This is a genomic window from Cohnella fermenti (assembly GCF_004801405.1).
Classification (GTDB): domain Bacteria; phylum Bacillota; class Bacilli; order Paenibacillales; family Paenibacillaceae; genus Cohnella; species Cohnella fermenti.
The window spans coordinates 127,557-141,034 of record NZ_SSOB01000017.1; the positions used below are offsets into that span (position 1 = coordinate 127,557).

Annotated in this window: 14 protein-coding genes and 1 riboswitch; of the genes, 6 read left to right on the forward strand and 8 right to left on the reverse strand. The window is 60.5% G+C overall.

Features of this window, described 5'->3' with window-relative positions:
• The first annotated feature begins 769 nt into the window (after nt 1-769).
• Nucleotides 770-2,092: an S-layer homology domain-containing protein gene (locus E6C55_RS15295; RefSeq protein WP_136370667.1), complete on the forward strand. Its 1,323-nt coding sequence runs from the start codon at nt 770-772 to the stop codon at nt 2,090-2,092.
• A 63-nt stretch (nt 2,093-2,155) separates the two neighbouring features.
• Here the strand turns inward: E6C55_RS15295 and E6C55_RS15300 are convergent, their stop codons facing one another.
• From E6C55_RS15300 to E6C55_RS15320, 5 genes are all read right to left on the reverse strand, one after another.
• Entirely contained in the window at nt 2,156-3,223 is a 1,068-nt protein-coding gene (locus tag E6C55_RS15300; protein WP_136370668.1) for an acyl-CoA dehydrogenase family protein, read from the reverse strand.
• A gap of 102 nt (nt 3,224-3,325) precedes the next feature.
• The gene (locus E6C55_RS15305; RefSeq protein ID WP_136370669.1) at nt 3,326-4,492 is read right to left on the reverse strand and encodes a mannitol-1-phosphate 5-dehydrogenase; all 1,167 of its coding nucleotides are present in this window, start codon (nt 4,490-4,492) and stop codon (nt 3,326-3,328) included.
• A gap of 71 nt (nt 4,493-4,563) precedes the next feature.
• The gene (locus E6C55_RS15310; protein ID WP_136370670.1) at nt 4,564-5,220 is read right to left on the reverse strand and encodes an HAD family hydrolase; all 657 of its coding nucleotides are present in this window, start codon (nt 5,218-5,220) and stop codon (nt 4,564-4,566) included.
• A gap of 167 nt (nt 5,221-5,387) precedes the next feature.
• Nucleotides 5,388-5,542, reverse strand: a riboswitch (cyclic di-AMP (ydaO/yuaA leader).
• A gap of 95 nt (nt 5,543-5,637) precedes the next feature.
• A complete protein-coding gene (infC, locus tag E6C55_RS15315; RefSeq protein WP_136370671.1) occupies nt 5,638-6,126 on the reverse strand; it encodes a translation initiation factor IF-3 in 489 nt (162 codons plus the stop codon).
• Nucleotides 6,127-6,151: 25 nt separating this feature from the next.
• A complete protein-coding gene (locus E6C55_RS15320; RefSeq protein ID WP_136370672.1) occupies nt 6,152-7,399 on the reverse strand; it encodes a DUF445 domain-containing protein in 1,248 nt (415 codons plus the stop codon).
• Between the two features lie 267 nt (nt 7,400-7,666).
• Between E6C55_RS15320 and E6C55_RS15325 the strand changes: the two genes are divergently transcribed.
• Together E6C55_RS15325 and E6C55_RS15330 are read left to right on the forward strand one after the other, a co-directional pair.
• A complete protein-coding gene (locus E6C55_RS15325) occupies nt 7,667-8,338 on the forward strand; it encodes a stalk domain-containing protein (RefSeq protein ID WP_136370673.1) in 672 nt (223 codons plus the stop codon).
• Between the two features lie 102 nt (nt 8,339-8,440).
• A complete protein-coding gene (locus E6C55_RS15330) occupies nt 8,441-8,656 on the forward strand; it encodes a hypothetical protein (RefSeq protein WP_136370674.1) in 216 nt (71 codons plus the stop codon).
• A gap of 72 nt (nt 8,657-8,728) precedes the next feature.
• Here the strand turns inward: E6C55_RS15330 and deoC are convergent, their stop codons facing one another.
• Together deoC and E6C55_RS15340 are read right to left on the reverse strand one after the other, a co-directional pair.
• Entirely contained in the window at nt 8,729-9,409 is a 681-nt protein-coding gene (gene deoC / locus E6C55_RS15335) for a deoxyribose-phosphate aldolase (protein WP_136370675.1), read from the reverse strand.
• An 18-nt stretch (nt 9,410-9,427) separates the two neighbouring features.
• Nucleotides 9,428-10,378 (reverse strand): sugar-binding transcriptional regulator, encoded by a 951-nt coding sequence (locus E6C55_RS15340; RefSeq protein WP_136370676.1) that lies wholly within the window; start codon nt 10,376-10,378, stop codon nt 9,428-9,430.
• Nucleotides 10,379-10,688: 310 nt separating this feature from the next.
• Between E6C55_RS15340 and E6C55_RS15345 the strand changes: the two genes are divergently transcribed.
• The gene (locus tag E6C55_RS15345) at nt 10,689-11,522 is read left to right on the forward strand and encodes a hypothetical protein (protein WP_136370677.1); all 834 of its coding nucleotides are present in this window, start codon (nt 10,689-10,691) and stop codon (nt 11,520-11,522) included.
• 78 nt (nt 11,523-11,600) lie between these two features.
• Here E6C55_RS15345 and E6C55_RS15350 read toward each other — a convergent pair whose 3' ends face one another.
• Nucleotides 11,601-11,807: a DUF1657 domain-containing protein gene (locus E6C55_RS15350; protein WP_136370678.1), complete on the reverse strand. Its 207-nt coding sequence runs from the start codon at nt 11,805-11,807 to the stop codon at nt 11,601-11,603.
• Between the two features lie 161 nt (nt 11,808-11,968).
• Here E6C55_RS15350 and spoVAC point away from each other — a divergent pair, with 161 nt between their 5' ends.
• Nucleotides 11,969-12,442 carry a stage V sporulation protein AC gene (gene spoVAC / locus E6C55_RS15355; RefSeq protein ID WP_136370679.1) on the forward strand — a complete coding sequence of 158 codons (474 nt, stop codon included), beginning with the start codon at nt 11,969-11,971 and terminating at the stop codon, nt 12,440-12,442.
• A gap of 6 nt (nt 12,443-12,448) precedes the next feature.
• Nucleotides 12,449-13,477: a stage V sporulation protein AD gene (gene spoVAD, locus E6C55_RS15360; RefSeq protein WP_136370680.1), complete on the forward strand. Its 1,029-nt coding sequence runs from the start codon at nt 12,449-12,451 to the stop codon at nt 13,475-13,477.
• The last annotated feature ends 1 nt before the right edge of the window (nt 13,478 follow it).

Sequence of the window (13,478 nt, forward strand, 5' to 3'; positions counted from 1 at the left end):
GAACGGTGGATAGCCGAGGTCCGGCAAGGAGTGTGAAGAGGCTGGTGGGCGGAGGCAGTGGAGTTCGTTCCACTCGCCATCCCGCCCGGTATCGCTTCCTACTCCCCCCATGCGTCTATTCCCTCTGGCGGCATTAGGTCTCTTCTCCCTTTCGTTCAGGATAAGGAGGTGCAAGGGAATGGGTTGTCCTAAGACCAAAGGGCATGATCGGCAAGCGGAGGTTCCTGATCCAAGGGGAGAAGAGGCATAAGGGTTCGTATCAAACCACACATACAATCACCCACCAACCGCCTCCGGCGAACCTTTTTATGTGAAATACAACTATGACAACACGACAGGTTGCCACCCCATACCATGAAAATTTTCCGTATGTGTCCATCCGTAGTGATGACAGCCAACTATAGAGAGGCTGGATGAGCAGAGTTAGTGGAGGAATCCGTACAACAACGCTCCGAAGAGGCGGTTTCACGAAGGTTTTGCACAAGTCTCGCAAGGGCTTCCCCACATCGAAATTCCGCCCCCGCTCGCAGAAGGCGACCATAACGTCCCTTATCGTCCGGCATTTCCCGCCTCCTCACCTGCCGTTCCCGTCGCCCGCCCGACACGTCCAATCCCTTGACTCGCGCGGATTGCAGGCCATAAGGCCCATCCGAATCACGACCATCGGAATCCGCCACTTTAGGCGTCCCGCCTGTGTTCAGCCCGTTCCAAGTATGATTAGCTATTAAATGTCGACTAGAAACGCTTACTTGGACACAGGAGGAAAGACATGCGGAGATTGACGGCGGCAATCACGATATGCGCACTATTGGGGGCCGGATTAACGGCGAACGGATTAGTTCCTGGGTTGGGAACGATGGGAATGACGGGGTTGGCGGGAACGGCAGACGCAGCGGCAGCAGCGACAACGACCACAGCCAAGGCGGCGATGATCGCAAGCGCGACTTCCTTCTCGGACATCAAGGGCCACTGGGCCGAGGCAACGATCAAGGACATGCTGGCCAGAGGCATACTGGACGGCTACCCCGACGGGACCTTCCGGCCGGATGCCCCGGTCCAGGTGGACCAGTTCATCAAGATGCTGATCGTCTCCGAGACCGACTTGTACAACAACGGGGAGCGCAACTGGAGCCAGCCATTCCTGAATTCGCTGAGCGCCGAGAACCAGACGATCCTGAAGCAGGATTATCGCTACTTCGACTTCAAGAGCAGCACGACGGGCTACTGGGCGAAGACGTTCATCGACGTGGCCAGCGACCTTAACTTCCTGAACAAGAGCCGTTACGCCGACTTCCAGACGGACATGACGCGCGAGAACGTCGCCGAAGTCATCTATTATACGCTCAAGGAAACCGAATACCTGGAGGACGAATCGTTCGGCCAGAAGCTGGCCTCCTCCTACGGGGACATCCGCAGCGCAAGCGAACGCGAGCAGAAGTTCATCGGAGAGACGCTTGCCAAGGGGATCATCCAAGGCTACCCGAACGGCTACTTCGGCGTGGGAGACATCGTCACGCGGGCGCAGGCGCTCGTCATTCTGAACCGTCTGACCGAGCCTGCGAGCCGGATCGCGGTGCCGGTATCGGCCGCCGATCTCGAGCGGGCGTTACCGACGGCGAGCGGCGGAAGGAAGGTCGTCGTGTTCCCCGACCAGCGGATGTACGACGCGTACGACGTTCTCGCCCAGGCTGGCGCCCTGCGCGGGACGAACCAGGATCTGTACGACACGACGCTTCGCTTGTACAAGGACGCCGACGAGAAGGCGAGCGTCGCGGGCCGGGCGGCGAATGCGAAGGAACCGACCGAAGAGACGACTCTCTGGCTCGATCCGCAATACAATACGTACGGCATCACCATCCGTCTGCGGGAAGGGGCGTTCGCCCGCAACCAGGAAGCGGTGCAGACGTTCGGCAACTATCTGTTCGGCTACAACGCCTCGACGTTTAGCCAGTTGTTCTCGGACATCTGCACGAAGGTGGCGGCGGGGCAAACGATCGAATCGAGGAAAACCGTCATCGGAGACGATAACGTGGACATTCAGATCGACAACGCGAACAAGACAGTTATTTTCTCCATCGCCAAGAAGAAGTGATTCGGCTCTGTGCAAGTGAAGAAGGGAAGCGAACGGCCCTCAAGCCGCCCCGCTTCCCTTCTTCTATTCCGCCAGCGGCAGCAGCGCGGAATGCTGCGTCACCGTATGGAGATCGCGCCACGTGCGGCTGAGCGGATGATCGTACCGGAGCGCGGTCATCCCGAGCAGCGGGAAGATCGCCTCCGAGCCGCTGCGGGCGACCGAAGCCGCTTCCCGGCTCGCTCGGGAGACGGCTTCCCAGTCCTCGTCCGGCAGCGTGCGCTCGCGTTCGAACGTCTGCCACGTGCGGTCGATCGTCCGATAGAAGTCGTCCGAAGCCCGCGCCAGCCGTCCCTCCTGCTCTTCCAGTTCGCCTATCAGCGCCTGAAGGCGCTGCGGGCTCTTCTCGCGCCACGCCTCGCTCTTCTGCTCCGCGAACAGACGGCACTCGTCCAGGTAATGCCGATAGACCCCCAAGGAAGATGCGGCAAAACTCACCTGGGCGAAGGGAAGGAACGGATAGCGGTAGATTGCGTCGTCCAAGCGCGGCTCCGAGACGATGTCGAACGTCATCTCCGCCGGAACGAAGGCGTCCTTCACCTCGATCGTATGGCTGGCGGTCGCCCGCAGACCAAGCGGATTCCAATCCCGAACGATCTCGACCTGCTCGGGCAAGAAAGCGAACGAACGCATCTCCGCCGCCTCGCCTTCCCGCTCGATCATGACGTTCGCGGTGAAGAAGCTCGCGAACGTCGAACCGCTGCAGAACGACCAGCGTCCGTTCACCGCATAACCTCCCGGTACGGACACGGCCCGCCCGGTCGGCATTCCGCTGCCCGCGAGCACGGCCTCGCGCCCGGAGAACAGGCGGCGCGCCTCCTCCTCCGGCAGCGTGCCGGCGAAGAAGCCGCCTCCCGAGCCGATCGTGACGAGCCAGCCGAACGCCCCGTCGATCCAGGAGGCCCGCTCGAACAGCCGCGCCGCCTCCGGAAGCGGGGTCATTCGCCCATTCAGCTCGCTCGGCACGAACAGCTTGAACAGCCTCTCCTCGTAGGCCAGGTCGAGCAGCGCTCCATCGATCTCTCCGGCCGCTTCCATCGCGGCGGACCGCTCGCGGATGCGCGCCGCTTCTTCTCCATCGTATAACCGCATGATGCATTCCCTCCGCTTCCCATTGTCCGCACCACTATACCACGAAGCGGCGGCCGAGTCATCCGACCCGGCCGCCGCCCCTGTTCCGCTTCTGCAGCCGAATTATCTCGACGCCGCTTCCTTGAGCAGCTCGTATTGCTCCGCGATGCGGAAGTGGAGCGGCTGGCTCTCGCGAATGCCCATGTGATTGCGGATAACGTCGCGGACTCCGTTCTCGCTGATGCGCTGCTGAAGCTGCATTGCCTCCGGGTCCTTGTCGTAGTCGAACAAGAGTGCGGCGGAGAGGAGCTGCGTCAGGTGAGGAACGTCCATCCCGAGCCCTTCCGCCAGCACCGCCGGGCGAACAAGCCGGTCTCCGGCGGACGTCTTGCGCAGCGGGGAGCGGCCGACCCGCGTCACCTTGTCGACAAGGCTCGGATTCGAGAAGCGCTGCATCGACCGGCGGATGTATTGCCGGTGCTCCTCCGCGTTCCAGTTATGCTTGTGGACGAGCAGCCTTCCGGTCTCTTCGAGCACGCTCTCGACCTTCCGCCGCAGAGCCGAATCCTCGAGCGCCTCCCCGATCGTGCCATAGCCGGCCAAGTATCCGAAGTAGGCGGCCCCGCAATGGCCGACGTTCACGGTGTACAGCTTCCTCTCCGCGTAAGGCTCTAGCGACTCCACATAGCGTACGCCCGCAATATCCTCGGTTCCTCCGCGCAGCGGATCCTTCTCCAGCACCCATTCGCAGAACGGCTCCACCCGGACCCCGAGCGAGTCCGCTCCGCTCTGTGGAGGAACGATGCGATCGACGATCGCATTCGGGAAGCTCACCTGCCGGTCAGCCTGCTCCCGTTCCTCCTCCTTGAGATGCGAATACACCCACTTCTTCAGCTTCGAGCTGCCCTTGACCGCATTCTCGCAGGCGACCACCTGCAGTTGCCGGTCGGATACGCGGAGCCGCATCGCGATCCCTTCCGCGATCGATCTCGCAATATGCGGAAGCGCCGACTCCCCGACGGCCGTCGTCACAAGATCCGCGTCCGCGATCCGCTGCCGGACCGCCTCGCCGTTCTTCAGGTGAACCGCCGTCACGTTCTCCACCATCTCCACCTTCTCGGATTCTCCCACGAGAGTGACCTTATAGCGCCGATCCTGCTTCAGCAGCGCCACCTGCTTCTCGTTCCGCGCGACGAAGCACACCTCGTACCCCGACCGCGACAGCATAAGGCCGATGAACCCTCTCCCGATGTTCCCCGCTCCGAAGTGCACCGCTTTTCTACCCGGCATGGTCCTGCCCCTCTCCATTTGTTCTCTCGATATCAAGCTCCTTCAGTCGTCTATGTGTGGAAAATATCCGGTTATCCCGCAACAGCGATCAGGTGGTGGAAATCCAGCTCTTCCAGCGTGTTCACTCGATGAGGAACGTCCGGGAAGTCCAGCAAGCGCGTAATCTCGTTCGGGGCCAGCACGCACGCCATGCCCGCCGCCAGCGCGGCCTTCGCCCCGTTGGGGGAATCCTCGATCGCGATCGCCTCGCACGCCTCGACGCCGAGGCCGTCCAGCGCCTTCAGGTACAGCTCCGGATTCGGCTTCACATGCCTCACATCGTCCGCCGTGCGGATGCATGTGAAGTATTCGGTCAAGCCAAGCTGCTCCAGATGGGCAACCACCCATTCGCGCGCCGAGCTGGAAGCGACGGCCAGCTTCAGCCCGGCTTCCTTCGCGGCCTTCAGGAACGCCTCGACGCCGGGCCGGACGGCTTCCCGCTTCATCAGCTCGGCGTGGCGCGCCCGCACCGAATCGCGGAATTCGGCCAGATCCAATTCAATGCCGTGGTGGGTCTTCAAGTGCTCGTAGGGGTTGAACAAACCGAGGCTCGTTCCGATGCATTGGGAATACTGCTCGAGGGTAAGGGTCACGCCATGCTCCGCGTAAGCCTCGCGGAAGGCAACATACCATGCTGTCTCCGTGTCAATAATGGTGCCGTCAAAGTCAAATACAAGGGCTCTGATCATTTCTCTAGCTCTCCTTCTCCGTTGGATTTTACAACCTCGCCTTGCGGCCGGGAATAGGGACGAACCGGTGATACGACGCAGCGCCGGAGATGCATGCAGGCATAAAAAATGACAAAAAGAGCCCTATGAAAGGGCCCTGGCAAAACAAGTCTAAGTTAGGAATGCGCCTGACCCATCTCCTGCTGACGAGGTTAGCTGACGGACTCGGGTAGATGGTACCCTACGACCGGCTACCCGATGGATAGCTAGGCGATTCGCCCCGTAAAAACACTGGTTCCCCCGCTTCCCAACGCGACCGTTGGAAATTAAGCGTAGATCAAGCATACCCTATGTTAGGCGATACGTCAAAGGTTTGAGCGCCCATTTTGTCAGAATATCTAACACAACTCGCGCATAAGAGACGCGCCGGGGCCTCCTCTAGAGAGGATCGAGCTGCACGGCCGCCTGCTTCCCGCTCACCTGGATGCCCGTCTTCCGCCGACCCGCCGAGGCGAGATCCTTGGCCAATCGCTCCAGCAGCTCCTTGGCCGCCGCGCCCTCCTTGGCTCCCGCCAGCCTCGCGACGAACTGCACGGGGTGGCCGGAGAGCAGCAGCTTCTCCGCCTGCCTCAGCTTCGTGTCGTAGTCGTGCTCCTCGATGTGCGGCGTCAGGCGCAGCTCCTTGACCTTCGCCGCTCCTCCGGCTTGTCTCTCGGCCCTGGCCGCTTCGTTCTTCCTCATCTTCGCCTCGCCTCGGCCAATTAACCGGCAGGGCGGAGGGCTGCTGAACAAAGACTCGCACACCAGGTCCACCTTCAGCCTGCGCGCCAGCGCCAACGCTTCGTCCCGCGAGACGATCCCCAGGTCCTCTCCGTCCACTCCCGTGAGCCGGACTTCGGACGCTTTGATTTGTTCATTCGTGATCATCGTTCCCAGCCCCCTGCATCATGCTTCAGAAAATCAGATTGAGTCCTTCCAGAACCAGGCCGATCAGGAAGCCGCACACCGCCCCGTTCACCCGAATCCACTGCAGGTCCGAGCCTACCTTGTCCTCGATCATCTCGATCAGCATCTTGTTGTCGAGCTTGTCCAGATTCTCCCGCACAAGCGCGCCGATGCGGGAGTGATTCTCGTCGACGATGCCGGACACCCGCTCCTCCGTCCAGCTCCTCACGGCGTCCAGCTTCTCCGGCTCCTCGCGGAACCGCGTCAGGAAGCTGTCCACGGCCGGAGCGACGACCTCAAGCGCATATCGCTCCTCCTGAACGAATGCGATCGCTCTCGTCTTCAGCTCCTGCAGCCACTTCGTCAGATAGCCTTCGAGATCGAGCTCTTCCAACAGGTTCGTCTTCGCGGATTCCAGCCCGCCGATGACCTCCTCGTTGTTCGGCAGCTCCTCGATCAGCTTGCGAATCTCGCCTTGCAGCAGCACCCGCAGCGGATGATCGCCGTACTGCCGCATCTCGCGCAGGCTGGACAGAATCGCATTCTGCAGCAGGGCGCCGAGCTTGTCCTCGCTCATGAAGCCCGCGAACGCGTTGACCGCGAAGCCCATCAGCCCTCCGGCCTTCACGCCGGAGAGAGCGCCGGCAGCCATCGCCCCGAGCTGATCGCGGGCGGCGTCCCGCACGAGGATGCCCTCCGCCTTCTGCAGAAGGAAATGCAGCGCCTTCTCGTCCAGCCCGCGAGCCAGCGCCTCGTCGCGAAGCAGCGCCAGCGCGGGCGCGGCGCTCAGCTCCGCCCCCTTGCGCTTCAGCTCTCGCGCCAGGAAGGGCGCCAGCCGCTCGACCGGCAGGCTGCGCGCGGCATACCCGCTCGCGGCGACGATCGCCCGCACCGCGTCGCCGCGGTAGCGCTCGGCGAGCGTCAGCAGCCGATCGCCAGCGAGGAAGGCGCCTACCTTCGACTTGATGCTGTCTTTGGTCAGGAACTCGTTCTCGATCACATTCACGAGAGAACGGATAACCTTGTCCCGATTGCGCGGCAAGAGCGCCGTGTGCGGGATCTTCAGGCCGAGCGGATGACGGAACAGCGCCGTCACCGCGAACCAGTCGGCGAGGCCGCCGACCAGCCCCGCCTCGAAGCCTCCGTGAAGCAGCGCGCCCGCCCCGTACCCGAGCAGCGGGAACGTGGCGAGGAAGCCGGCTCCCATAACGCCGAGGGAGATCGCGGCCGAATGTCTGGCTTTATTGCGTGGCATAGGTTCGTTTCCTTCCAATTTTCGATTCTTTATGACGCTATTCCCCTTATTTTACCTCTAAGAGCGGCATGGAACAAACTCCTGCTCCCCTCGCCTCTCCCCCGAATATATCCGAAGACCTCCGCTTCCCTGACGGACGCCGCCCTTTTTGGTTACATATTCTTATTTTACCCACTCTTATAGTCCCGGCGCCATTGAATTGCCGGCCGGCACCATTTATAATCTCTCAAGATTACATATACTTACTGGAAGGGATGTTTGATCGACATGAAGAAGGCCATGACGGCGACGCTCCTTGGCGTTGCCCTGTTCGCCGGTATGGGGGCCGGAGTCTATGCCGGCTCCAACTTGCAGGAGATCAAGGCGTATCTGAACTCCGGCTTGAAGTTCAAAGTGGATGGCACCCCGGTTCAATTGCAGAATGCGAGCGGCGCAGCCGTCGTTCCGATCACCTATAACAACACCGTCTACCTGCCGGTTCGGGCCGTCTCGGACGCCCTTGACATTGCTGTCGACTATGACGCGGCAACCGGCACGATCCAGCTTGGCGAGAAGTCGGAGGGCGTCTCGATCTCCTCCGGGTTCGATTCGATGTACCATACGAAGGACCCCGACAAGACGATCTATAACGGCAAGGATTACAAGGAAGTCTACTTCGACAACGCGGACGGCAATCGTTCAAGCTCGTTTATGCTCTACCCGAAGGGCCGCTACCAGAAGCTGTATCTGCAGGTGGCCGCCATCGGCAAGGATGTCGAGGGTCTGTTCGTCAAGGACAGCGATTCCGATATCGAACTCAAGGCAACGACGCTTGACGTTGCCGACGGTCTGGCTACTGTCGAGGTGGATATCGGCGGCGTCGATTCGCTCTATGTTTACGCGGACGTGGAAGACGGAGGATCGATGTTCGTTCCGCTGACAACCTCTTATTACAAATAATCGAGATCCAACCACGCAGATCATCGTCGTGTCCCGCCGCTTGATCAATGCCGCCAGAATGAATACAATGAACGCCTGGCGGAAAATAAAAGGAGGAGCTGCATGGCGATACAGCGTCGATTGACGACGGATTCGGACTTCGAGGAAGCGATGGCGAAGCAGCATGGCATCCGGGTTTTCCGGGACGACCAGATCGTCGACTCCGGCGGCATCATTATTCGATTCGACGAGAACACGATCATCCTGCAGGCAGGAGTCGGAGATTTATCCTACCATCCGCGAAGCCAATGCGAGTTCTTCGAGCTTAGGCGAAGATAAGATTGCGCACGCGAAGAAGCCTCCGGCGCAGCTTGGGCTGCCGCCGGAGGCTTCTTCATATTCGCGTTCGGATCAGTACCCGGAGCCCTGGCCGCCGGAGACGATCACCGCGCCGGAGCTCGTGCCGAGCCGAGTCGCGCCCGCCGCGATGACCGCCCGCGCCGCCTCCGCATCCCGCACGCCTCCGGACGCTTTGACGCCCAGCTTCGGCCCGACCGTTCTGCGCATCAGCGCGATATCCTCTACGGTCGCTCCGCCCGGCCCGAAGCCCGTCGACGTCTTCACGAAGTCCGCCCCGGCCTCCTTGCTGAGCTCGCACGCCTTGATCTTCTCCTCGTCCGTGAGCAGGCCCGTCTCCAGAATGACCTTCACGATCGCCTTGCCCCGGCTTGCCGCGACGACAGCCGCGATGTCTTCCCGAACAAGGTCGAGCAGACCGGACTTCAGCGCTCCCACGTTCAGCACCATATCGACGTCGGAAGCCCCGTTCGCGATCGCATCGGCCGCCTCCGCCGCCTTCGACTTCGTCGTCGACGCGCCGAGCGGGAAGCCGACGACCGTCGTCACTCCTACTCCCGAGCCTGCCAGCAGCTCGGCCGCCGTCTTCACCCAGAACGGATTGACGCACACTGTGGCGAAGCCGTATCGCTTCGCTTCCTCGCACAACCGGACAATCCCCTCGCGGGTGCTCTCCGGCTTCAGCAGCGTATGATCGATATAAGAGGCCAACTCTCCATTTGTGGTATTTTCCAACGTTACCCCTCCCGTCTTCTATCGCTCCAGCAAGTACTTCGCCGTGCATTGGTCCGTAACCAGGACGTTCGTATATCTTCCCTTCAGAGCTCCGTAGATCCCCGCGACCTTCTTCGCGCCCCCGGCCACGAGAATGGCCTGCTCCTTCTGCCCGAGCTCCTCCAGGCTGATGCCGATCGTTCTCTCGTTAAGCTCCTCGCAGAGAAGCTGGCCGTCGAGATCGAAGTAGCGGGAACAGATGTCGCCGGCGCTTCGCTCGCGGATCAGCGCAAGCTCCGAGTCCGAGAAGTAGTTCGCCTTGATCAGAAGCGAATCCTCGGTCGGAACGCCGACCGTGAACACGGCGATGTTCGCCCGCTTCCCGAGCTCCAGCGTCTTGCGAATATGCCGATCCGACTCGACCGTCTGCCGCACCACATAATGATCGACGATGGCCGGCAGGGGGATAAAATGCGGATTCGTATGGAAGGCTCTGCCGAACAACTGGACGATCTCGTGCGCGTACGTGTTCGCCTCGGAGTGGCTGACCCCGCCGTTCAACTGCACGACCTTGACATTGTTCGCGAACTTGCCTTGAAGATTGACCGCCACCTCGTACAGAGTCGTTCCCCATGTCGTGGCGATCACGTCGTTGTCCTTGACCGTCTCGTTCAAATATTCGGCGGCGGCGATGCCCAGGTACTTCTTGACGATGGCGTCCTCGTATTGCGGCACCGAGCAGATCACCGCGCGCTTAAGCTTGAATTTGCGTTCCAGTTGCGCCGCCAGCGCCCCGTTGCTCTCGAAGGGGTCCATGATCTTGATCTGGACATACCCTTCTTCCTTCGCCTGCTGCAGGAAGCGGGACACTGTCGGGCGAGAGATGCCGAACTTGTTCGCAATCTCCTGCTGGCTGTAGTCCAATTGATAATACATCTTCGCAATATCGATCATCCGGATCAGCTTGTCGTCCGAACGTTCATCTGGCATGGTTGCAGCACTTCCCTTTTGAACAGTAACTTCCCCTGCTGAGCTTCTTTATTTTAACGTATAAAAGCATCAACGCCAAGACGCGTCAGGGCGATTTAAGTATAAATGCTGTTCCATTGTAAAAATATTTTTTGCCTTTCCTATTTTGTATAAAATAGGGTTGACCTCGCTCGAGTCAGCGTGTATGATTGGGGAACAATAGTTCGTATCGCCTTACAAGGAAGCACCTGTGAGGGCAGCCGTTAGCGGCTCGCCTTTCAGGTGCTTTTTTTTGTCGGCGAATTCTATGCAGGGGAAGGGGAATGTTGCAATGGTTAATCGTCGGAAGGGCAAGACAATCGGGTATCGGATCGTTCTGTCATTGATCGTCCTGCTGCTTGGCATGCCGGTTCACGCGGGAGCGTCATCCGTCGCGCTGACGGCCGCCGCCCAAACCGCGTGGGGCAAGCTCGTCTCGTTCGCGGATGCCTCGCAGGCGGCGAAGCTGACCGCCCAGATGAACAGCCTGCGATCCTGGCAATCGCAGGAGGACGCGCTGGACGCCAAGCTTGAGGCGCTCCACTACAGCAACGAGGAGACGCTGACCGTCACGAAGAATCGGATCAAGACGATCCGCGCGACGCAGATCGCCGCTCTCGAAGCGAAGCTGAAGAAGACGGAGGCGACCTACAAGCCGCTGCTCGACCAGTATTCGCTGCTGACGAAGCAGATAAGTGCGGCGAACGCCGTCGGGAGCAAGACGCTGAAGAAGCTGCTGCAGATGCAAGCCGACCTGCTGAAGCCGGTCGTTGCGCTCGCCAAGGCGGATATTAAAGCGCGGAAGGAAGAGCTTCAGGCGGAGAAGACGGCCGCCTCCAAGACCGCCGCTTCCATCCGGGCCACCCTGAAGGAGATCGACACGGTGAAGGTGCAGATCCGCGCGGCGAAGAGCGGGGCGCAGAGCTCGAAGACCGCCCTCAATTCCTTGCTCAAGACGTTCAACGCTTCCGTCAAGAAGCCGGACGCCCAGGCGTCCTCCAGCACGCTGGCCTCCATGCTGACGCTTTATTCGAAGCTTATGGATTATAAGCAGAAGAACTATACCTGCGAGCAGAAGATAACCTCGATTCTGACCAAGGCCAAGCTTCAGTTCCCGAGCGCGTAGCCGCTTGCCGGAGAGAATGCAGCAATGGCATAGCGGCGAACTGCGTTCGCCGCCTGCCTTCCCCGTGTCCGCCGCGGATCAGAACCCTTTGTATTGGGGCTCCTCGTTCTCGAGCTGCTGCACCCGGGTCGACACTTGATCCAGAATTTGCTGTGTCTGCTGGGCTGCGCTCGTGAACAGGTTCTTCGCCTCTTGATTCTGGGTCGAGAGCGCGAATTGCTCCAGGCTGGCTTGGGCGCTCTTCAACGAAGCGACGCATGTCTTGACTTGGGATGCTACTGTCATGCTTCTCACCTCTTCTATAGATATAGTGACGAATAGATGTCCTCCGGAAGGACCTACATAAATTGCCCCGATTCGCGCAGAATCATAAACGACGCACTTGTCGTAAATTCCGGGCGAATTGGCAACCTTATAAGGGAAGGTCGAAGAAGGAGGGGCGGTCCATGCCTAACAGTAAGTTGAAGAAGCTGACTCCCGTTCAGCAGGAGTATCAGCTTGTTGCGCTGAAGCGGATGCCGAAGCGGAAGATTGCGCGCAACTGCCTGCGCGCCTTCCTGACGGGCGGTCTGATCTGCGTGATCGGACAAGGAATCCAGCAGGCGATGATACGATGGGGCGGCTTCGCGAAGGAGAATGCGGGGGACCCTACGGTGGCCATCCTTATTATTCTGTCCGTGCTTCTGACCGCGCTCGGCCTCTACGACAAGCTCGGGCAATGGGCCGGCGCCGGTTCGGCCGTTCCGGTAACCGGCTTCGCCAATTCGATGGCGTCGGCCGCCATCGAGCATCGAAGCGAAGGGCTTGTGCTCGGCGTCGGAGCGAACATGTTCAAGCTGGCCGGCTCGGTTATCGTATTCGGCACGACAGCGGCGTTCTTCGTCGGCATCATCCGATTTATTCTCACGTGGAAGGGGTAGACGCTCATGCTCAAGGGTTATCAGAGCTGGGTATTCCGCGAGAAGCCCGTCATCGTCTCGACGGCCGCCGTGGTCGGCCCCTTCGAAGGACGAGGCCCTCTCGGCAACGACTTCGATATCGTGCACGGGGACTCCCGCATCGGTCAGGACAGTTGGGAGAAGGCGGAGCGAACGCTTCTGGAGGAAGCTGCCTCGATCGCGATCGAGCGGGCCGGCCTTACCCAGGAGCAAGTGCAATTCTATATCGGCGGCGATCTGATGAATCAGATCACAAGCAGCAGCTATGCGGCGCGGACGCTGACGATTCCGTATCTGGGCGTGTTCGGGGCATGCTCGACCTCCATGGAGAGTCTTGCGCTCGCGTCTTATCTCGTCAGCACAGGCGGGGCTAAGTTCGCCCTCGCGGGAACGTGCAGCCATAACTCGACGGCGGAGCGACAATTCCGCTACCCGACCGAATACGGCTCGCAGAAGCCGCCGACCGCCCAATATACCGTAACCGGGGCGGGAGCGGCCGTTGTGTCGCTGTCGGGCTCCGGTCCGCGGGTCGCTGCCGCTACCATCGGCCGCGTCGTCGACATGGGCATTAAAGACCCGTTCAACATGGGGGCGGCCATGGCTCCCGCCGCCGTAGATACAATAACCGCCCACTTCCGGGATCTGCAGGTCGGGCCGGACCACTACGACCTGATCGTCACCGGCGATCTCGCCAAGGTCGGCCATGCGATCGCAAGCGACTTGCTGGATAAGCACAACATTCCGATGCACAAGACACGGTTCAAGGATTGCGGAATGATGATCTACGATTACGAGAATCAGATGGTGCAGGCGGGGGGAAGCGGCTGCGGCTGTTCGGCTGCGGTTACGTACGGGCATCTCATCCGCAAGGTGCGGAGCGGGGAACTCAGACGGGTCCTTGTCGTGGCGACCGGCTCTCTTCATTCGCCGGTATCGCTGCAGCAGAGCGAATCCATCCCGTGCATCGCCCACGCCGTCGCCATCGAAGCCAGCCCTGAGCCGGAGAAGGAGGACTAGA